This window comes from Roseateles sp. P5_E1, from assembly GCF_054049335.1.
The window spans coordinates 341,447-360,494 of the sequence record NZ_JBFUMN010000001.1; the positions used below are offsets into that span (position 1 = coordinate 341,447).

Genomic DNA, 19,048 nt, shown 5'->3' on the forward strand with positions numbered 1-19,048 from the left:
CAACGTGGCTGGCCTGAAGTTGGAGAACGTCTGCAAGCGCTATGGCGCGGTGCAGGTCATCGAGAAACTGTCGTTGGACGTGGCCGAAGGCGAGTTCGTCGTCTTCCTCGGCCCCTCCGGCTGCGGCAAGACCAGCCTGCTGCGCATGGTCGCGGGGCTGGAGGAAGTCAGCGGCGGGCGCATCCTGATCGGCGAGCGCGACGTCACCGTCGCCCCGCCGGGGCAGCGCAACCTGGCCATGGTGTTCCAGCACTACGCGCTGTACCCGCACATGAGCGTGCGCGAGAACCTGGCGTTTGGCCTGAGGAACATCGGCATCCCGGCCGACGAGATCACCAGGCGCATCCAGGAGTCGGCCCGCATGCTGGAGTTGGACACGCTGCTGGACCGCAAGCCCGGCCAGCTCTCCGGCGGCCAGCGCCAGCGTGTCGCCATCGGCCGCGCGGTCGTCAAGGAGCCGGGCATCTTCCTGTTCGACGAGCCGCTGTCCAACCTCGACGCGGCGCTGCGTGGGCGCACGCGGCTGGAGCTGGCGCAGCTGCACCAGCGTCTGGGCGCGACGATGGTGTTCGTCACGCACGACCAGATCGAGGCGATGACGCTGGCGACGCGCATCGTCGTCATGAAGGGCGGCGCGATTGAGCAGGTGGCAACGCCGGCGGAGCTGTACCGCCGCCCGGCCACGCGCTTCGTGGCCAGCTTCATCGGCACGCCGGGCWTGGGCTTTGTACCGGTGCAGCGCGCACCGGACGACCGTGGGCGTGCTGTGGTCACGGTGCCGGGTGGGCATTGGTTGACGACGCGTGTTGCGGCCGACGGCCTGCCTTCACAGGGCTTGGTGCTGGGCGTGCGGCCCGAGAACCTGCGCGTCGCCGAGCAAGGCCCGCTGCGGGGTCGCGTCGAGCTGGTGGAGTTTCTCGGCGAACGCACGCTGGCGCATCTGAAGCTCGAAGGCGGCAGCCCGTTGATCGTCACGGTGCCCGCCGGCACGTCGCCCAAGCTGGGCGGCCAAGTCGCCGTCAGCGTGGACGTGGCCGAGGCCCATCTCTTCGACGAGAGCGGCCGCGCCCACCATGCGCAGGAGGTGCTGGCATGAGCGCCAGCGCCGTCGGGCTGCGCGCCTCGCGCCCGGCCTACGCCCTCTTCGTATTGCCCTTCGTGGCGCTCTACGCGCTGCTGCTGCTGTGGCCACTGGCCAAGGGCGTGTGGATCAGCTTCCACGACCACGACCTGCTATCCAACGACAGCTTCTGGGTTGGCCTGGCCAACTACCAGGAACTGTGGGGTGACGAGGTCTTCCACCAGGTCGTCTGGAACACCCTCCGCTTCGTCCTCATCAGCACGCCCGTCTTCGTCGTGCTGTCGCTGATGCTGGCGCTGGCACTCAACCGCTCCGGCAAGCTGGCCACCTTTCTGCGCGCCACCTTCTTCTGCGCCTCGGTGTTTTCGGTCACGCTGATCACGCTGGTGTGGAAGCTGGCATTGATGCCCGAACGCGGCCTCATCGCGCAGTTCTTCAATGCGATGGGCCTGCCCGAACTGCCGCTGCTGACCAGCGACAACCTCGCGCTGCTGACCGTGGCGCTGGTGACCGTGTGGTGGATCATCGGCCTGCCGATGATCATGTTCCTGTCGGCGCTGCAGCAGATCCCGTCAGACATCTACGAGGCTGCGGCGCTGGACAACACGCCGCGCTGGCGCGTGTTCACGCACATCACGCTGCCCAGCCTCAAGCGCGCCATCATCCTCGTCGCGCTGATCGAGGTGATCCGCCAGTTCCAGGTCTTCCCGCAGATCATGCTGATGACCAACGGCGGGCCCAACAACACGACGCGCTCGGTCGTGCAGTTCATCTACGAGCAGGCGTTCATGCAGCTCTCGCTGGGCTACGCCACGGCCGCGTCGCAGGTGCTGCTGGCCATCATGCTGATCGGCGTCTCCACTCAGCTATGGCTCGAGCGTGACCGCGGAGGCCAGCGATGAACCCGTTGCTTCGCCGCGGCTGGTTCGACCGTGCCGTCATGGCCGCACTGACGCTGCTGGCCCTCGTCTGGATGGCGCCGCTGCTGTGGGTGCTGGCCCTGTCCTTCAAGCCCAACGAGTTCCTGCTGACGCACACCGACGTCTTCCTCGCGCCGCCCTACACACTGGCCAACTACCTCGACATCCTGCAGACCTCGCAGGTGTTCCGCTGGCTGGGCAACAGCGCCCTCGTCGCGCTGCTGCAGACTGTCGGCGTGCTGGTGCTGTCGTCGCTGGCCGGCTACGGCTTTGCGCGCTGCGAGTTCCCGGGCCGCAAGTGGCTGTTCGCCCTCGTCATGTTCGGCCTGGCAGTGCCGGCGCAGTCGGTCTTCATCCCGCTGCACCGGCTGTTCTCGGACTGGAACCTGCAGAACACCATTGCCGGCCTGACGCTGCCGGGCCTGGCCGCGCCCTTCGGCGTCTACCTGATGACGCAGTACTTCAAGGCCATCCCGGCCGAGCTGGAAGAGGCCGCGCTGCTGGACAACGCGTCGCGCTTCAAGACCTTCCTGACCATCATCCTGCCGCTGACGTTGCCGGCGCAGGCCACGCTGGGCATCTTCACCTTCCTGGGTTGCTGGAACGACTACCTCTGGCCGCTGGTCATCGCGACGCAGCCGGATATGTACACGCTGACCCGCGGGCTGGCGTCCACGCAGACCAACTTCGCGCAGTCGGAAGGCCTGGGCTTCCTGATGGCGCAGGCCGTGTTCGCGGGCATGCCGGCGCTGATGCTGTATCTCTTCTTCCAGCGCCATCTGGTGACGGCCGTTGCAGGGACGGGCAAGTCATGAAGCGTCTGCTCATCTGCCTTTCCACCGCGCTGCTCGCCGCCTGTGGCGCGGGCAAGGACAACTCGGGCAAGACCGAGATCACGCTGATGCGCTTCTTCGGCAGCTGCGAGGCGCAGTACGGCCAGGTCGTGAAGACGTCCGAGGGCGTCGGCGAATGCGGCATCGTCACGGCGCTGGTCAACGAGTTCAACGCGACCAACACCGACGGCATCGTCGTCAAGACGCAGATCGGCGAGTGGGGGCCCTACTACGACCAGCTCACCGCCCGCCTCGTCTCCAAGGACATCCCGACCATCGCCGTCATGCACGAGTCGGCACTCGGTGACTACGTGCGCCGCAAGCTGGTGCTGCCGCTGGACGAAGACTTCAAGCGCGTGGGCGTGCCGGTGGACGATTTCACCGAGCATGCCCGCCGCGGCACCTCGTTCAACGGCCAGACCTACGCGCTGCCCTTCGACACCTGGGCCTGGCTCTGGCACATCAACACCGGCTTGATGAAGAAAGCCGGGCTCACCGGCGCAGACGGCCAGCCCATGCTTCCGCGTTCACCCGAAGAGCTGCTGGCACAGGCGCGGCAGTTCAAGCAGAAGACCGGCAAGCCATATTTCGCCTGGGCCGTGGCCAATGAGACGGCGGCGAACGACCGCACCTTCCTGACGCTCGTCGCGCAGCAGAACGCCCAGCTGTTCTCCGCCGACGGCAAGACCATCAACATGCACCAGCCCGCCGTCGTCAACGCGCTGACGCTGATGCAGACGCTGTACCGCGAAGGCCATGTGCGGCCCAACCTCGACTACGCCGCGGCCAACCAGGCTTTCCTGAACGGCGAGGCGGGCGTCGTGGTCGTCGGCACCTGGACCATCGACCAGTTCCTGCGCGAGTCGCAAAAGCCGGAGTCCAAGCTCCAGGGCGCCTACACCGTGAAGCCCTTCCCGCAGCTCTACGACAAGCCCGCCGTGTTCGCCGACGGCCACTCCTGGGCGCTGTTCAAGGGCGGTGCCAAGGATGCCAAGGCCCACGAGGCGGCGTCCAAGTTCCTGAAGTTCGTCTGGGACCACAGCGCCGAGTGGTCGCGCACCGGTCACCTGCCCGTCAGCAAGACCGTGGCGCAAAGTGACGCCTTTCGCGCGCTGCCGCTGCGCGCGGCGCTGACCGAGATCACGCAGACCGGCGTCGGCATGCCCGGCAACGTGCCGACGCAGCGCGGCATCGAGTTGCTGATCGGCGAGGACGTGGCCAACGTGATGATCTCCGGCAAGCCGGTCGACGAGGTGCAGGCCAGCGTCGAGAAGCGCGTCAACAAAGCCTTGAAGAAAGCCCGCCGATGACGTTTGAAGCCAAGCTCACCGTCGACCGCGACTTCGACCTCGCGCCACTGGACCGCCGCCTGTTCGGTGTGTTCGTCGAGCACCTGGGCCGCTGTGTCTACAACGGCATCCATGAACCGACGCACCCGACCGCCGACGAGCACGGCTTTCGCGGTGACGTGGCAGACCTGACGCGCGAACTCGGCGCCACCATCGTGCGCTATCCCGGCGGCAACTTCATGTCGGGCTACAACTGGGAAGACGGCGTCGGCCCGAAGGACCAGCGCCCGCGCCGGCTGGACCTGGCCTGGTTCTCCACCGAGACCAACCAGGTCGGCACGCACGAGTTCATGGCCTGGTGCCGCAAGGTTGGCGTCGAGCCGATGTTCGGCGTCAACCTCGGCACGCGCGGGCCGGACGAGGCGCGCCACTATCTCGAATACTGCAACCACCCAGGCGGCACGGCGCTGTCGGACCTGCGCCGCTCGCATGGCGCGGAAGAGCCACTCGGCATCAAGTTCTGGTGCCTGGGCAACGAGATGGATGGCCCCTGGCAGATCTGCCAGAAGACGCCCGACGAATACGGCCGCATCGCCAAGGAGACCGCCAAGCTGATGCGCTGGGTGGACCCGACCATCGAGCTGGCCGCCTGCGGCTCGTCGGCCTACGACATGCCGACCTACGGCGTGTGGGAAGACCGTGTGCTGGAGCACTGCTTCGAGTTCGTGGACTACCTGTCGCTGCATAGCTACTTCGTGAAGCCGCCTGCGGACACGAGCACCGAGAGCTTCTTCGCGCAGATCGAGACGAATGCGCGCTACATCGAGGACACGGTCGCCATTGCCGACTCGGTCGCCACGCGCAAGCGCTCCAGCAAGCGCCTGAAGCTGTCCTTCGACGAATGGAACGTCTGGTACCGCGCCCGCCACGGCGAGCACCTCAAGCAGGCCGGCTGGCCCGAGGCGCCGCGCCTGCTGGAAGAGGTCTACACCGCGGAAGACGCGCTGCTCATCGGCGGCATGTTGACGATGTTCATGAACCATGCGGACCGGCTCAAGGTCGCCTGCATGGCGCAGCTGTGCAACGTCATCGCCCCCATCATGACCGAGCCCGGCGGCGGGGCGTGGCGGCAGACCATCTTCCATCCGTTCGCACAGGCGGCGCGCTGGGCGCATGGCGATGTGCTGCGTTCGGTCGTCAAGTCGCCCGGCTTCGCCGACGCGAGGCACGGCGAGCTGCCCTATCTGTGCGCCAGCGTCGTCGACGATCCGGCCACCGGCCGCACCGCCGTCTTCGTGCTAAACCGCCACCTGAGCGAAGAGATGGACCTGTCCATCACGCTGCGCGGCCTGGGCGTTGAACGCCAGCTCGTGCAGGCCGAGCAGCTGCATTCGGCTGACCTGAATGCCACCAACACCGCCGACGCGCCCGACCGCGTCGCGCCCCAAGCTCTGGATGGCATCGCCATCGACGGCGAGCACCTGCGCGTCAAGCTCAAGCCCGCCTCCTGGAATGTCATCGTCACCCAAGCCGTTCGCACATGAACTGGAACAACCCTCTCGTCGAACAGCGCGCCGACCCGCAGATCAGCCTGGTCGACGGTCGCTACTGGTTCACCGCCTCGGTGCCCAGCTACGACGCCATCGAGATCCGTGCCGCTGACAGCATCGCCGACCTCTCGACCGCCACGCCCAAGGCCATCTGGCACAAGCACGACAGCGGCCCGATGAGCTTCCACGTCTGGGCGCCGGAGCTGCACCGCATCGCCGGCCGCTGGTACGTCTACTTCGCTGCGGCTGAGCGCGACGACATCTGGAAGCTGCGCATGTACGTGCTGGAGTGCCAGGGCGACGACCCGCTGGCTGACGCCTGGGTGGAGCGCGGCCAGATCGTGACGCCCGAGGAAGGTTTCTCGCTGGACGCGACGCCCTTCGAGCACAACGGCCGCCGCTACCTCTGCTGGGCGCAGAAGAGCCCGCCGACGGAAAGCAATCTCTACCTCGCCGAGATGGCCAACCCGTGGACCTTGAAGTCCGAACCCGTCGTCATCACGCGGCCCGACCTGGCCTGGGAGCGCATCGGCTTCTGCGTCAATGAGGGCCCGGCTGTGCTCAAGCGCAATGGCCGCATCTTCATCGCCTACTCGGCTGCCGCGACCGACGCCAACTACTGCATGGGCCTGCTGTGGGCCGACGAGAACGCCGATCTACTGGACGCCAAGAGCTGGAGCAAGTCGCCCACGCCGGTCTTCACGACCGACGAATCTGTGAGCCAGTTCGGCCCTGGCCACAACAGCTTCACGACGACACCCGACGGCAGGACCGACCTGCTGGTCTACCACGCCCGCAATTACCGCGACATCGTCGGCGACCCGCTGAACGACCCCAACCGCCACACGCGTGCGCAGGCCTTTGGCTGGCGCGACGACGGCTTCCCCGACTTCGGCGCACCCGTCGCCGATGGCCTTTACTCAATCTGAGATCGATATGCGCCTCATCGCTTCGTTCATGCTCGCCATCCCTGCGCTCGCCCAGGCCTTGAACAGCCCCGACGGCCAGCTCCAGGTCGACGTGTCGGTCAACACCGAGCAGCAGCTCGTCTACACGGTGCAGCGCGCCGGCCAACCCGTGCTGCTGGCCTCGCGCCTGGGCCTGGTGCTGGAGCAGGGCGACTTCGCCAACGGCCTCAAGCTCGTCGCGACCTCGCCCGTGAAGGCCCACCGCGAGCAGTACACGCTCGCTGCCGGCAAGAAGAGCAGCATCGACTACCGCGCCAATGAACAGCGTTTCACCGTCGCCAACTCCGCCGGCCAAAGGCTTATCCTGACCCTGCGCGCCTCCAACGACGGCCTGGCGCTGCGCTACACGGTGGACGGCCCCGGCCGCAAGCAGTTCAAGGACGAACTGACCAGCTTCGCCTTCGCGCCCGATGCGCGCGCCTGGCTGCAGCCCATGGCGACCGCCAAGTCGGGCTACAAGCGCGTGAACCCGTCTTATGAAGAGCACTACCAGATGGGCATCGCCGTCGGTACGCCGTCGCCCATGCCGGCCGGCTGGATTTTTCCGGCGCTGTTTCGCAGCGGCGCCAACTGGGTGGCGTTGACCGAAGCCGGCATGGACGGACGCTTTCACGCGTCGCGCCTGCAAGCCGACTCGACCGGCGGCACCTACCGCATCGGCCTGCCCGACCCGAGCGAGGTCTTCACCGGCGGCCACCTGCTGGCGCAAGTCGATGGGCCGCTGACCACGCCCTGGCGCGTGCTCGCCATCGGCCCGCTGAAGACGGTCATGGAGTCCACCCTCGGCACCGATCTCGCCGCCCCCGCCGTACCCTTCGACAAGGCCAAGCTCAAGCCCGGCCATGCGTCCTGGAGCTGGGCGCTGCTGAAGGACGAGGCCACCGTCTTCGAGGTGCAGAAGCGCTTCATCGACTACGCCGCCGACATGGGCTGGAACTACACGCTGGTCGACGCCGAGTGGGACCGCCAGATCGGCGACGCCAAGATGAAGGCGCTGGCGGACTACGGCAAGACCAAGGGCGTCGGCCTGCTGGCTTGGTACAACTCCGCCGGCGACTGGAACGACACGCCGCAGACGCCCCGCAGCATGCTGCTGACCCGCGCCGACCGGCAGCGCGAGTTCGCGCGCATGAAGGCCATCGGCGTGGCGGGCCTGAAGGTGGACTTCTTCGGTGGCGACGGTGCCTCCATGCAGGCCTACTACGTGGACCTGCTGAAGGAGTCCGCGGCGGCCGGCCTGCTGATGAACTTCCACGGTGCCACGCTGCCGCGCGGCTGGAGCCGCACCTATCCCCACCTGATGACGGTGGAGGCGGTGCGCGGCCTGGAGTTCACGACCTTCACGCAGGAAGACCAGGACGCCGTCGCCACGCACGCCGCGATGCTGCCGTTCACGCGCAACCTCTTCGACCCCATGGACTTCACGCCCATGGTGTTCGGCGACGTCCCCAACATCAAGCGCGCCACGCGCAACGGCTTCGAGCTGGCCGAGAGCGTGCTGTTCCTGTCGGGCATCCAGCATTTCGCCGAGACGCCCGAGGGCATGGCCACCGTGCCGGCCTATGTGAAAGGCCTGCTGCGCGAGCTGCCGCGCCACTGGGACGAGGTGCGCTTCCTGGACGGCGAGCCGGGCAAGTTCGTCGTCATCGCCCGCCGCGCCGGCAAGCAGTGGTTCGTCGCCGGCTTGAACGCCGACGAGCAGCCGCGCGAGATTTCGCTGGACCTGGGCTGGCTGGGCCGGGCCGAGGGCCAGCTCATCACCGACGGCGCAGGCGAGCGCGAGTTTGCTGAAAGCAAGCTCGCCGCACCGGCGGCCAAGCTGACGCTGGCACCCAAGGGCGGCTTTGTCGCGCGCTTTCGATAATGAAGGCTTTAGCAATCGGCCTGGCGTCCATGCGAACCCGAGCAGACCACTCCACCTACAGCGCCCAGACCGAGGGCAAGAGCCAGCACGGCCGCATCGTCAGCGAGCTGGGGCTGTCCATCGTCGGCGGCGAACTGCAGCCCGGCGACAAGCTGCCGCCCGAGGCCCAGCTGCTGGAGCGCTACGAGATCAGCCGCCCCGTGCTGCGCGAGGCCGTGCGCGTGCTCGTCGCCAAGGGCCTGGTGGTGTCGCGCCAGCGTGCCGGCGCCATCGTGCGGCCGCGCAACGAGTGGCATCTGCTGGACCCCGACGTTCTGTACTGGCTGATCCAGTCCCGCCCGCAGCGCGACTTTGTGCAGACGTTGCTGGAAGTGCGCCAGATCTTCGAACCCGCCGCCGCCGCGCTGGCCGCCCGCGCCGCGACGGACGAGCAGCTCGCATCCATCGCCACCGCCTACGAAGGCATGGCCGCTGCCAGGACGACCGAGGAGCTCCTGGAGCCCGACCTGGCCTTTCACCGCCGCATTGCCGAAGCCACGGGCAACGACCTGCTGGCCTACATTGGCAACATGCTGTCGCTGGCGCTGCGCGAGTCCATCACGTTGTCCAGCCAGCTGCCCAACACGCACGAGCTCTCGCTGCCGCGCCACAAGGCCATCCTGACCGCGTTGCAGGCCCGCGATCCGCTCGGCGCCCGCCAGGCGACGCTGGTGCAGCTGGACGAGACGGGCGACGACATCAACAGCGTGCTCGCCAACGACGGTCGCGTGAACCTTGCTTAAGAAAGTCACCTCCATGGCCCGCGACGACGACGATGACGCCAACGGCCTGACCGACGCCAGCCCCAACCCCAACTGGTTCCTGCGTGCACGCCTGAAGACGCGCCAGCTGCTGCTGCTGATTGCGCTCGACGATGAGCGCAACATCCACCGCGCCGCCGAGGTCCTCTGCATGACCCAGCCCGCCGCGTCCAAGCAGCTCAAGGACCTGGAGGACATGCTGGACGTGAAGCTCTTCGAGCGCCACCCGCGCGGCATGGAGCCCACGCTCTATGGCGAGACCATGATCCGCCACGCCCGCATGGCGCTGACGTCGCTGTCCGCCGCACACGACGACATCGTGTCGCTGAAGAACGGCCTCGCCGGCCAGGTCGAGGTGGGCGTCATCATGACGCCGGCCATGGGCCTGCTGCCCCGCGCCATCTCGCGCATCAAGCTACAGGCGCCCAAGCTGCGTATCGGCGTGCACATGGAAAGCAGCAAGCAGCTGGTGGACATGCTGCAGCGCGGCAAGCTGGACTTCATGATCGGCCGCATCGTCGAAGAGCACAACGCCGCCGGGCTGCACTACGAGGAGCTGACGGTCGAGCCCGCCTGTGCCGTGGCGCGCGTGGGCCACCCGCTGCTGAAGGAAGACAACCTCAAGCTCGCCCACCTGGCCGACCAGCCCTGGATCCTGCCGCCCACGGGCAGCGTGCTGCGCCACCGCTGGGAGTTGATGTTCCGCCGCGCCGAGCTGGAGCCGCCGGCCAACAACGTCGACACCACGGCCCTGTTGCTCATCACCGCGCTGCTGCAGCAGACCGACTCCCTGCACGTGATGCCGGTGGAGGTGGCGCGCTACTACGCGTCACTGAACGTGCTGGCCATCCTGCCCATCGACCTGCCCTGCCACATGGACGCCTTCGGCATCATCACTCGCGAGGGACATTTGATGTCGCCTGGCGCGCGGCAGCTGCTGCATGAGGTCCGGTCGGCGGCACGGGATTTGTACTGATTGGCGCTTCGCGCCCAGGCGCCCGCATCCACTAAGTTCCGGCGCGCACCACAGATCTGAGGATGACGTCCTCAGGGGCTGAACGCAGCATGGCCGCCACCCACTGATGGAGGCCCCCATGCTTAGACAGTCCGCATCTCCCGTCGAATTCGAATTCAGTCGCTCAGGCGGCACCATCGTTCTGGCCCAGCTCGACATCTGGCAGCCTGGCGCCAACGACTGGACGCTGGTCGCGACCCAGCCTTTCAGCAAGGCCAAGCGTCCGAGTGAGAGCGTCGCTCTGAAACTGCCCAAAGGCAGCTACACGTGCGTCTTCCAGTGCTTCGTGCAGGAGTCTCTCAACGGTAAGTACGGCTTCACGTTCGCCGTGGCGGGCCAAGACACCTATGCCGACGGCGGTGACGTGAACACCACAGCGGCAAAGGACGACACCAAGGCGTTCAAGGACCAATTTATCCTGGAGGTCGCATGAACCCCTCCGCGCGCTTCATGGTGCTGCCCGGCCTGCTGCTTTCGGTCGCTGTAGCGCAGGCTGAAACGGCACAGCAGGAGATCTTCAGCAAAGGCGGTGCGACATGGGCCAGCCTCACCGAAGACACTGGTGCCGGCGCAGTGGCCGCAGCGGGCATGCTGGGCATTGCAGGCGACTCCGTTGCTACTGTGGAAAACGTCAAAGGGCTCGTGGCATCGCTGAAGGGGCTCAACGTCGGAGGTAGCAAAGGCGCGCTGGCCCTTGGCATCACCCCGGCACGTACGTCGTTCGCGCCGATGAACCTCAGCACCTACGCCGGGTACGGCAGCCTTAACGCGACCGTGGCCCGCATCCTGGGGTCAACCACGGTGGGATATGCCCAGGGGCAGAGCCAAGTGTCGGCAGTGGACTATGACCGCCGGGCGCTGTCTGTGCAGACCACTTGGTTTCTGCGTGCGAGTGACGATCCGGTGCTGGCTGTGGCTGAAGCGGCGGAATCGTGCAAGGTCTTCGATTCGAGCAAGCCGAAGCCAGCTGCGCCAACGGCCGTGACGCCCGGCCCGGCAGGTGCCGCCGCCAAACCGGCTGAGGTCGATCCTGCCGAATCGAAGGCCCGGTTCGCGGATTGCACGAAAAAAGCGATAGCTAACTTGCGATGGAACCGCTCGCTCGCTTCTTTGTCGGTTGCACGAGGTTGGATACGTCGCAGCGACGGCAGCGCCCCTGAACTCTCTATGGGCACCGCCCTGACGGCCAACTTGACGCTGGGCTTCAACCCCGCCGTGGGCTGGTTTGACCAAGGCCTCGCGCTGACTCTGGGCTATCGCCATACACGCAATGAACCTGTGCTCGCGACATTGGCAAATGCCGCTCCGGAACGGCGCCGTACCCAGCTTGCGCTTGTTCGCGTGACAGGAGGCAGCGACGAGTCGAGGTTGTTCGCCGAGTTGAGCAATGCCCGGCGGGAGAGGGTGACCGAGAGCCAGCGGGCCTTCAAATATGCGGTGGGTATCGATACCCGATTGATGCCGGATGTGTGGCTCAACCTGCGACTCGGCAAGCAGCGGACCATCACCGGAGAGAAGCTGGAGACCGCCAGTCTGCTTTCGCTCAGCTGGAGCCCCAAGGCATTGATGAACGTCGGCACGGGGCCTTGACCTGCGCAAAGCCCGTTTCGGGCTTTGCGCGCATGAGACGCTGCACGGTCGTTGCTGAAAGACCAAGGCGCCTGCAAGTGCGTTCGTGGCGGTCGCGCGCGACCCAGCGGCGCTACCGCTTGGCCCGTACGGCCAGCCTGCACGGGAATTTCTCCAAGAAAAGGCAGGTTCGGCCGCCAACTCACGCAATTTAGTTCCGAGTCAGCCCGCGCTGCTCAGCCGGGCGACTCCGCCTCCGGGTTGTCCCGTAGCCTCCGAGACAGCCCTCTCGGCCGGCCGGGCACCGTTTCCGGGCGACAATCGCAGCTTCGCGCGCGCGTTGTGCTTGGGCGCGCCGAAACTGCCCCCCAGAGATCCCCCAAGAGGCCTCCATGATCGTTTTGAAAGCTCCCCAGGATCAGGTGCTCGGCGCGCTGCAAGCGGTGTCCGGCATCGTCGAGCGGCGCCACACGCTGCCCATCCTGGCCAATGTGCTGATCCGCAAGACCGGCAACCAGGTGGAGCTCACAACCAGCGACCTCGAGATCCAGGTGCGCACCACGGTCCAGTTCGACGGCGACGCCGGCAACCTGCAAACCACCGTCGGCGCCCGCAAGCTGATCGACATCCTGCGCTCCATGCCGGCCGACCAGGTCGTCAGCCTGACCAGCAACGCCAACAAGATGACCCTGCAGGGCGGCAAGAGCCGCTTCACGCTGCAGACGCTGCCGGCCGACGACTTCCCCCTCGTGCAGGAAGCCGCCGACTTCGGCCCCGCCTTCAGCGTGCCGCAAAAGGCGCTCAAGGGCCTGATCAACCAGGTCCACTTCGCCATGGCGGTGCACGACATCCGCTACTACCTGAACGGCATCCTGTTCGTCGCCGAAGGCAAGAACCTGACGCTGGTGGCCACCGACGGCCACCGCCTGGCGCTGGCCCAGGCCGAGCTGGACACCGACATCCCCAAGCAGGAAGTCATCCTGCCGCGCAAGACCGTGCTGGAACTGCAGCGCCTCTTGAAGGACGGCAAGGAAGACGACGCCATCGAGATGCGCTTCGCCGGCAACCAGGCCAAGTTCTCTTTCAGCGGCATGGAGTTCGTCACCAAGCTGGTCGAGGGCAAGTTCCCCGACTACAACCGCGTCATCCCCAAGAGCCACAAGTTCCGCCTGACGCTGGGCCGCGCGCCGCTGCTGAGCAGCCTGCAGCGCGCCGCCATCCTGACCAGCGAGAAGTTCAAGGCCGTGCGCCTGACCTTCGAGCCGGGCCTGCTGTCCATCGCGTCCAGCAACGCCGAGCAGGAAGAAGCCAAGGAAGAGATCGAGATCGACTACGCCGGCGACAAGATCGAAACCGGCTTCAACGTCACCTACCTGATGGACGCCCTGGCCAACATGAGCCAGGACATGGTCTGCATCGACCTGAACGACAGCGCCAGCAGCGCGCTGCTGACCATCCCCGACACCACCGGCTTCAAGTACGTCGTGATGCCGATGCGAATCTGAGCCAGCACCCTGGCTTGGACACAGCGGGCTTCGGCCCGCTTCAGTGCTTTTAAAGGGCGATGAATTTGTCGCCCGCGAGTGAGAGAGAGTTCCCGATGAGTGATGTTTCCAGCAGTGCCGACCACCCCGATGGCCTGAACGCCAACCAGCAGGCGGCCGCCGCGGCCGAGGCCAAATCGGGCGCGGTGTACGACGCCGATTCCATCCAGATCCTGGAAGGCCTGGAAGCCGTGCGCAAGCGCCCCGGCATGTACATCGGCGACACCTCCGACGGCACCGGCCTGCACCACCTCGTGTTCGAAGTGGTGGACAACTCCATCGACGAGGCCCTGGCCGGCCACTGCGACGACATCGTCGTCACCATCCACACCGACAACTCCATCTCCGTCATCGACAACGGCCGCGGCATCCCCACCGGCGTCAAGATGGACGACAAGCACGAGCCCAAGCGCTCGGCCGCCGAGATCGCGCTGACCGAGCTGCACGCCGGCGGCAAGTTCAAYCASAACAGCTACAARGTCTCSGGCGGCCTGCACGGCGTGGGCGTGTCCTGCGTCAACGGCCTGTCCAAGTTCCTGCGCCTGACCGTGCGCCAGAACGGCAAGGTGCACTTCATGGAGTTCGCCAAGGGCATCCCGCAGGACCGCGAGATCGTCATGGTCAACGGCTTCGAGACCAGCCCGATGAAGGTCATCGGCGAGACCGACAAGCGCGGCACGGAAGTCCACTTCCTGCCCGACACCGAGATCTTCAAAGAGAACAACGACTACCACTACGACATCCTCGCCAAGCGCCTGCGCGAGCTCTCGTTCCTGAACAACGGCGTCAAGATCCGCCTCGTCGACGAGCGCAACAACAAGGAAGACAACTTCGCCTATGCCGGCGGCGTGAAGGGCTTCGTCGAGTTCATCAACAAGGGCAAGACCACCCTGCACCCGAACATCTTCCACGCCCAGGGCGACAAGATGAGCGACCAGCAGACCAACATCGGCGTCGAAGTGGCGATGCAGTGGAACGACGGCTTCAACGAGAACGTCCTCTGCTTCACCAACAACATCCCGCAGCGCGACGGCGGCACCCACTTGACCGGCCTGCGCGCTGCGATGACCCGCGTCATCAACAAATACATCGACGACAACGAGCTGGCCAAGAAGGCCAAGGTCGAAGTCGCCGGTGACGACATGCGCGAAGGCCTCGCGTGCGTCGTCAGCGTCAAGGTGCCCGAGCCCAAGTTCAGCTCGCAGACGAAAGACAAGCTCGTCAGCTCGGAAGTGCGCGGCCCGGTGGAAGACATCGTCTCCCGCCTGCTGACCGACTATCTGCTCGAGAACCCCACCGACGCCAAGATCATCTGCGGCAAGATCCTCGACGCCGCCCGTGCCCGCGAAGCCGCCCGCAAGGCCCGCGAGATGACGCGCCGCAAGGGCGTGCTCGACGGCCTGGGCCTGCCCGGCAAGCTGGCCGACTGCCAGGAAAAAGACCCGGCGCTGTGCGAGATCTACATCGTCGAGGGCGACTCCGCCGGCGGCTCCGCCAAGCAGGGCCGCGACCGCAAGTTCCAGGCCATCCTGCCCCTGCGCGGCAAGATCCTGAACGTCGAGAAGGCCCGCTACGAGAAGCTGTTGACCAGCAACGAAATCCTGACGCTGATCACGGCCCTGGGCACCGGCATCGGCCGCGGCGCTGGCGGCGACGACTTCAACCCCGACAAGCTCCGCTACCACCGCATCATCATCATGACCGACGCGGACGTGGACGGCGCCCACATCCGCACCCTGCTGCTGACCTTCTTCTACCGCCAGATGCCCGAGCTCTGCGAGCGCGGCCACATCTACATCGCCCAGCCGCCGCTGTACAAGGTCAAGGTCGGCAAGCACGAGCAGTACCTGAAGGACGCGCCCGAGCTCGACAGCTTCCTGCTCAAGGTCGCGCTGCAGGACGCGAGCCTGGACACCGGCACCGGCAACACCCTCAAGGGCGACACCCTCGACACGCTGGCCCGCAAATACGTGGCCGCGCAGTCCGTCATCGCGCGCCTGTCCAACTGGATGGACATCGAAGCCCTGCACGTGCTGGCCAACGGCCTGGCCCTCAAGCTTGACACCCACGAGGACGCCGACGCCAGCGCCGCCAGCCTCAAGGGCCTGCTGCACGACGCGCTGGTGACGGTGGAGACCGATCCGCGCACCGACAAGTTCTTCCTGAAGATCGCCCGCACCCACCACGGCAACGTGCGCGCCAGCGTCATCCACGCCGACTTCGTGCACGGCGCCGATTACGAAGTGCTGGCCGACGCGGGCCTCAGCTTCCAAGGCCTCATCCAGGCCGGCGCCATCGTGCGCAAGGGCGAGGGCGAGAAGGCCAAGGAAAGCAAGGTCGACGACTTCCGCGCCGCCATGGCCTGGCTCATGCTGCAAGCCGAAAGCGCCGTCGGCCGCCAGCGCTACAAGGGCCTGGGCGAGATGAACCCCGAGCAGCTCTGGGAAACGACGATGGACCCCACCGTGCGCCGCCTGCTGCGCGTGCAGATCGACGACGCCATCGAGGCGGACAAGGTCTTCACGATGCTGATGGGCGACGAGGTGGAGCCGCGGCGCGACTTCATCGAAACCAACGCCTTGCGCGCTGGCAACATCGACGTTTGACGTTGACGCGGCCCCGCGCAACGGCTTGAATCCGCTCATGCAAGTCCCGGCCCTTGTCACCGAGCGGAGCGAAGCCATTGCGGAGCTTTGCAAGCAAGCCCATGCGCGGCGGCTGGACCTGTTTGGCTCCGCGGTCCGGGAGGACTTCGACGCCAGGTCCAGCGATCTCGACTTCCTCGTCGTGTTCGAAGACCTGCCGCCCGTGCGTTACGCCGAGGCTTTTTTCGAGCTGAAGCGAGGGCTGGAGCGGCTGTTCGCCCGGCCGGTCGACCTGGTCGTGGAGCGCGCGATCCGCAACCCGTACTTCAAGCAACGGGTGAGCGCAGAGCGACAGCCGGTCTATGGCGCCTGACCTGCGCAAGTACATCTGGGATGCCAAGGAAGCTGCCGCGCGTGCGCTGCGATTCACAGCCGGCAAGTCTCTTGATGACTACGTGGGTGATGAGCTGCTGCGCTCTGCCGTCGAGCGCCAGTTCCTGATCCTTTGCGAAGCCCTTGGGCGGGTGCGTCAGTTGGATCCCAACCTGGCCTCACGCATCGCCGATCTGAACCAAGCCGTGGCCCTTCGCAACCAACTGGCCCATGGCTATGCCGAAATCGACGACGCCATTGTTTGGGGTGTCGTTGCCGGGCCGCTGGAGCAGATGCTCAGCGAACTCGAGTCGCTTTGATTTGCGGCAGGGCTTGCCTCGGGTCCATCGGGGATAAATCGTTGCTCATTGGGCGACGATCGTTGCCACGCCATTACATGTCGATTTAATGCCATTAAATCGACATCTAGGGGCTCTCATGTCGACGCAAGCCCGGTGCGCCGACACGAACGTGAGGCGCATCCCCTGAGCGTCAGGCGCTGGGGCGTCGTCGGCGCTGGCCGGGCCGGTCACCCCCCTGTCGCGGCGAAACGATCGCGCAGCGGGTCGAGCAGCGGGCCGTAGCCTTTCCCCGGCGTCGACGCGGCGCGCATCGGCTGGCGCACCTGCAGCGCGCTCGGCGTGCGGATCGCACGCGCCGTCTCGTGGAAGCGCAGGCAGGCCGGCTCGAAGTCGAGGCCGCAGGCGGCGAGCAGCGCGTGGATGCCGGCGTCCGGGTCGGCGACGAGGTCCTCGTACCGTTGCACGACGAAGCGTCCCGGGTACCGCTCGGCCCAGAAGCGGGCGAGCGCTTCGTAGGCGCGCCAGTACGCCGCGAGCCCGTCGAAGCTGTACGTGAAGTGCACCATGCCCGGCCCGAAGAGCTGCTTGTAGCAGGACCACGCGGTCTCCACCGGGTCGCGGCGGCAGTCGATGATGCGAGCCCCGGGCAGCATGCGCATCACGGCGCCGGCATAGAGCCAGTTCTCGGGCAGCTTGTCGGTGGCGATTGGCTTGGCTGTACGCCAGCGCGCGCTCGCCCGCAAGTAGGCGTCGCCGAGCCGCCGCCAGTCAGCGTCGCTGGCATCGGCGACCCAGGCCGGGAACGGTTTGCCGCGCCGGCGAGATTCGGCGTCGAGCAGCTGCGGCAGGTACGGCAGCTCGCTCGCGCCTTCGACCTGCGAGTGGCTCGCGAGGATCTGCTCGACAAGCGTCGTCCCCGACCGCGGCAGTCCGACGAGGAAGATCACCTCGCGCCCCGGCCCGTCCTGCAGCGGCGGCGGCATGCTGGTGAACGCGGCGCGGATCGCGTCGACGTGGCGCGCGAACGCCGCGGTGTCCCACGGCCGCGCCGCGCGCGCCGCATCGTTCGCCGCGCACAGGACCCGGAACGCGTCGGCGTGCCGGCCCGCGTTCTCCAGCCCGTGGCCGAGGGCGAAGCGCAGGAACAGCCGTTCCTCCGCCGGCATCGTCGCCGGCGGCGCGACGGCCTTCGCCTCGAGCTGCGCCAGCTCGTCGGCCGTCATCGGCACGACCTTCAGGTCGGCCAGCGTGAACCACGCGTGCGCGACCAGCTCGCCGCGCGCGATCAGGTGCCGGCAATCCGCGGCCGCGACGTCGCCGTGGCCGAGCGCCGTGGCGCAGCGTGCGCGTTGCAGGCGGGCGAGCGGCGCCGCCGGGTCAAGCGCGACGGCGCGCTGCACGGCGCCGTACGCCGCCGCCGGCTCGCCGGCGTTGTCGTGCTCGAACGACAGCCCCAGCCAGTCGGCCGATGTCGTCGCGTGTGCCTCGCCTTCGCGCAGCGTCGCGACCACCGCAGCGTGGTCATGCGCGTGCTCCTGCGCGGCCGCGAGCTGCGAGCGGAGATCGAAGTCCCAGGGCCGCTGCGCGAGCGCGCGCGCGAGGTCCTGCGTTGCGCCTTCCCAGTCGTCGTCGCCAGCGCGGCAGACCGCGCGCAGGCGCAAGACCTCCGGGTGCTCCGGCGCGCTGCGCGCCAGATCGAGCAGCAGCACCCCCGCGTACATGCGGTCGCCCGCCTGCAGCGCCTGCGTGGCGCGGGCCAGCTGCTGCACGTCGGCAGGCTTCAGCCCGTGCAGCGGATCGCTCGACACGGCGCGCTTCATGCCCGTCTCACGACGAGACGCGCCGCCGCCTGTGCGATCGTGGACTTGCCGGCGCCGGGCAGGCCGGTCAGGCAGAGCACTGCGGCGCGTGGCGACGGTTTGCCGCCGCCTTCATCGGGAACGGGTCGTGAAATCATGCGGCGGATTGTGGCGCCGCGCGCGGTGTGCTCGGCGGCTGTCGCCGCGATGCGCCTCCCGCGAGCCAGCGATGACAAGGACAAGGAAAGCAAGGTCGAAGACTTCCGCGCCGCCATGGCCTGGCTCATGCGGCAAGCCGAAAGCGCCGTCGGCCGCCAGCGCTACAAGGGCCTGGGCGAGATGAACCCCGAGCAGCTCTGGGAAACGACGATGGACCCCAACGTGCGCCRCTTGCTGCGCGTGCAGATCGACGACGCCATCGAGGCGGACAAGGTCTTCACGATGTTGATGGGTGACGGGGTGGAGCCGCGACGCGATTTCATTGAGACGAATGCGTTGCGCGCTGGGAGTATCGACGTTTGAGCCCGGCTCCGGCCTCCCCGGAATTGCGGCCGGGA

General features: G+C 66.9%; 17 protein-coding genes and 1 pseudogene. 16 read left to right on the plus strand and 2 right to left on the minus strand.

All coding sequences use genetic code 11. The annotated features are described in order from the left end of the window. The first annotated feature begins 4 nt into the window (after positions 1 to 4). The 15 genes from ACXJKJ_RS01685 (at position 5) to ACXJKJ_RS01755 (ending at position 16,710) form a co-directional block, all read left to right on the plus strand. The gene (locus ACXJKJ_RS01685) at positions 5 to 1,096 is read left to right on the plus strand and encodes an ABC transporter ATP-binding protein (RefSeq protein ID WP_457388768.1); all 1,092 of its coding nucleotides are present in this window, start codon (positions 5 to 7) and stop codon (positions 1,094 to 1,096) included. Further along, positions 1,093 to 1,983 (plus strand): carbohydrate ABC transporter permease, encoded by an 891-nt coding sequence (locus tag ACXJKJ_RS01690; protein WP_457388770.1) that lies wholly within the window; start codon positions 1,093 to 1,095, stop codon positions 1,981 to 1,983. The genes ACXJKJ_RS01685 and ACXJKJ_RS01690 overlap by 4 nt, the downstream gene beginning before the upstream one ends. Continuing rightward, on the plus strand, positions 1,980 to 2,816 hold the full coding sequence (locus ACXJKJ_RS01695; protein WP_457388772.1) for a carbohydrate ABC transporter permease: 837 nt from the start codon (positions 1,980 to 1,982) through the stop codon (positions 2,814 to 2,816). The genes ACXJKJ_RS01690 and ACXJKJ_RS01695 overlap by 4 nt, the downstream gene beginning before the upstream one ends. Then, entirely contained in the window at positions 2,813 to 4,144 is a 1,332-nt protein-coding gene (locus tag ACXJKJ_RS01700; protein WP_457388774.1) for an extracellular solute-binding protein, read from the plus strand. The genes ACXJKJ_RS01695 and ACXJKJ_RS01700 overlap by 4 nt, the downstream gene beginning before the upstream one ends. Next, complete coding sequence (gene arfA / locus ACXJKJ_RS01705; RefSeq protein ID WP_056191278.1) at positions 4,141 to 5,667, plus strand: arabinosylfuranosidase ArfA; 1,527 nt, start codon at positions 4,141 to 4,143, stop codon at positions 5,665 to 5,667. The genes ACXJKJ_RS01700 and arfA overlap by 4 nt, the downstream gene beginning before the upstream one ends. After that, the gene (locus ACXJKJ_RS01710; protein WP_056191280.1) at positions 5,664 to 6,602 is read left to right on the plus strand and encodes a glycoside hydrolase family 43 protein; all 939 of its coding nucleotides are present in this window, start codon (positions 5,664 to 5,666) and stop codon (positions 6,600 to 6,602) included. Before arfA ends, ACXJKJ_RS01710 begins: the two co-directional genes overlap by 4 nt. 7 nt (positions 6,603 to 6,609) lie before the next feature. Next, positions 6,610 to 8,505 (plus strand): glycoside hydrolase family 97 protein, encoded by a 1,896-nt coding sequence (locus tag ACXJKJ_RS01715; protein ID WP_056191282.1) that lies wholly within the window; start codon positions 6,610 to 6,612, stop codon positions 8,503 to 8,505. A gap of 29 nt (positions 8,506 to 8,534) precedes the next feature. Next, positions 8,535 to 9,287, plus strand: coding sequence for a FadR/GntR family transcriptional regulator (locus ACXJKJ_RS01720; RefSeq protein ID WP_056192518.1), 753 nt, complete (start codon positions 8,535 to 8,537; stop codon positions 9,285 to 9,287). 13 nt (positions 9,288 to 9,300) lie between these two features. Then, the gene (locus tag ACXJKJ_RS01725) at positions 9,301 to 10,281 is read left to right on the plus strand and encodes a LysR family transcriptional regulator (protein ID WP_056191285.1); all 981 of its coding nucleotides are present in this window, start codon (positions 9,301 to 9,303) and stop codon (positions 10,279 to 10,281) included. Positions 10,282 to 10,399: 118 nt separating this feature from the next. After that, positions 10,400 to 10,753: a hypothetical protein gene (locus tag ACXJKJ_RS01730; RefSeq protein WP_457353508.1), complete on the plus strand. Its 354-nt coding sequence runs from the start codon at positions 10,400 to 10,402 to the stop codon at positions 10,751 to 10,753. Beyond that, entirely contained in the window at positions 10,750 to 11,910 is a 1,161-nt protein-coding gene (locus ACXJKJ_RS01735; RefSeq protein WP_457388778.1) for a hypothetical protein, read from the plus strand. The genes ACXJKJ_RS01730 and ACXJKJ_RS01735 overlap by 4 nt, the downstream gene beginning before the upstream one ends. Before the next feature lie 371 nt (positions 11,911 to 12,281). Further along, on the plus strand, positions 12,282 to 13,394 hold the full coding sequence (gene dnaN / locus ACXJKJ_RS01740; protein ID WP_056191286.1) for a DNA polymerase III subunit beta: 1,113 nt from the start codon (positions 12,282 to 12,284) through the stop codon (positions 13,392 to 13,394). A 95-nt stretch (positions 13,395 to 13,489) separates the two neighbouring features. Continuing rightward, on the plus strand, positions 13,490 to 16,039 hold the full coding sequence (gene gyrB / locus ACXJKJ_RS01745; protein WP_457388780.1) for a DNA topoisomerase (ATP-hydrolyzing) subunit B: 2,550 nt from the start codon (positions 13,490 to 13,492) through the stop codon (positions 16,037 to 16,039). Between the two features lie 37 nt (positions 16,040 to 16,076). After that, positions 16,077 to 16,391, plus strand: a complete 315-nt coding sequence (locus ACXJKJ_RS01750) for a nucleotidyltransferase family protein (RefSeq protein ID WP_457388782.1) — start codon at positions 16,077 to 16,079, stop codon at positions 16,389 to 16,391. Further along, entirely contained in the window at positions 16,381 to 16,710 is a 330-nt protein-coding gene (locus ACXJKJ_RS01755) for a HepT-like ribonuclease domain-containing protein (protein ID WP_457388784.1), read from the plus strand. Before ACXJKJ_RS01750 ends, ACXJKJ_RS01755 begins: the two co-directional genes overlap by 11 nt. Positions 16,711 to 16,919: 209 nt before the next feature. Here ACXJKJ_RS01755 and ACXJKJ_RS01760 read toward each other — a convergent pair whose 3' ends face one another. Further along, positions 16,920 to 18,512 (minus strand): sulfotransferase, encoded by a 1,593-nt coding sequence (locus ACXJKJ_RS01760; protein ID WP_457388786.1) that lies wholly within the window; start codon positions 18,510 to 18,512, stop codon positions 16,920 to 16,922. Next, on the minus strand, positions 18,509 to 18,649 hold the full coding sequence (locus ACXJKJ_RS01765; protein WP_457388788.1) for a hypothetical protein: 141 nt from the start codon (positions 18,647 to 18,649) through the stop codon (positions 18,509 to 18,511). Before ACXJKJ_RS01765 ends, ACXJKJ_RS01760 begins: the two co-directional genes overlap by 4 nt. Before the next feature lie 157 nt (positions 18,650 to 18,806). Here ACXJKJ_RS01765 and ACXJKJ_RS01770 point away from each other — a divergent pair. Continuing rightward, positions 18,807 to 19,013, plus strand: a pseudogene (locus tag ACXJKJ_RS01770) (hypothetical protein); the annotation flags it as partial. Between the last annotated feature and the right edge of the window lie 35 nt (positions 19,014 to 19,048).

Excerpts from the sequence above, each read along its gene's own strand:
- dnaN (WP_056191286.1), top strand. The coding sequence starts at position 12,282 with ATGATCGTTTTGAAAGCTCCCCAGGATCAGGTGCTCGGCGCGCTGCAA.
- ACXJKJ_RS01710 (WP_056191280.1), top strand. The coding sequence starts at position 5,664 with ATGAACTGGAACAACCCTCTCGTCGAACAGCGCGCCGACCCGCAGATC.
- ACXJKJ_RS01725 (WP_056191285.1), top strand. The coding sequence starts at position 9,301 with ATGGCCCGCGACGACGACGATGACGCCAACGGCCTGACCGACGCCAGC.
- ACXJKJ_RS01755 (WP_457388784.1), top strand. The coding sequence starts at position 16,381 with ATGGCGCCTGACCTGCGCAAGTACATCTGGGATGCCAAGGAAGCTGCC.
- ACXJKJ_RS01730 (WP_457353508.1), top strand. The coding sequence starts at position 10,400 with ATGCTTAGACAGTCCGCATCTCCCGTCGAATTCGAATTCAGTCGCTCA.
- ACXJKJ_RS01700 (WP_457388774.1), top strand. The coding sequence starts at position 2,813 with ATGAAGCGTCTGCTCATCTGCCTTTCCACCGCGCTGCTCGCCGCCTGT.
- ACXJKJ_RS01750 (WP_457388782.1), top strand. The coding sequence starts at position 16,077 with ATGCAAGTCCCGGCCCTTGTCACCGAGCGGAGCGAAGCCATTGCGGAG.
- ACXJKJ_RS01760 (WP_457388786.1), bottom strand. The coding sequence starts at position 18,512 with ATGAAGCGCGCCGTGTCGAGCGATCCGCTGCACGGGCTGAAGCCTGCC.
- ACXJKJ_RS01720 (WP_056192518.1), top strand. The coding sequence starts at position 8,535 with ATGCGAACCCGAGCAGACCACTCCACCTACAGCGCCCAGACCGAGGGC.
- ACXJKJ_RS01735 (WP_457388778.1), top strand. The coding sequence starts at position 10,750 with ATGAACCCCTCCGCGCGCTTCATGGTGCTGCCCGGCCTGCTGCTTTCG.
- arfA (WP_056191278.1), top strand. The coding sequence starts at position 4,141 with ATGACGTTTGAAGCCAAGCTCACCGTCGACCGCGACTTCGACCTCGCG.
- ACXJKJ_RS01695 (WP_457388772.1), top strand. The coding sequence starts at position 1,980 with ATGAACCCGTTGCTTCGCCGCGGCTGGTTCGACCGTGCCGTCATGGCC.
- ACXJKJ_RS01690 (WP_457388770.1), top strand. The coding sequence starts at position 1,093 with ATGAGCGCCAGCGCCGTCGGGCTGCGCGCCTCGCGCCCGGCCTACGCC.
- ACXJKJ_RS01765 (WP_457388788.1), bottom strand. The coding sequence starts at position 18,649 with ATGATTTCACGACCCGTTCCCGATGAAGGCGGCGGCAAACCGTCGCCA.
- ACXJKJ_RS01715 (WP_056191282.1), top strand. The coding sequence starts at position 6,610 with ATGCGCCTCATCGCTTCGTTCATGCTCGCCATCCCTGCGCTCGCCCAG.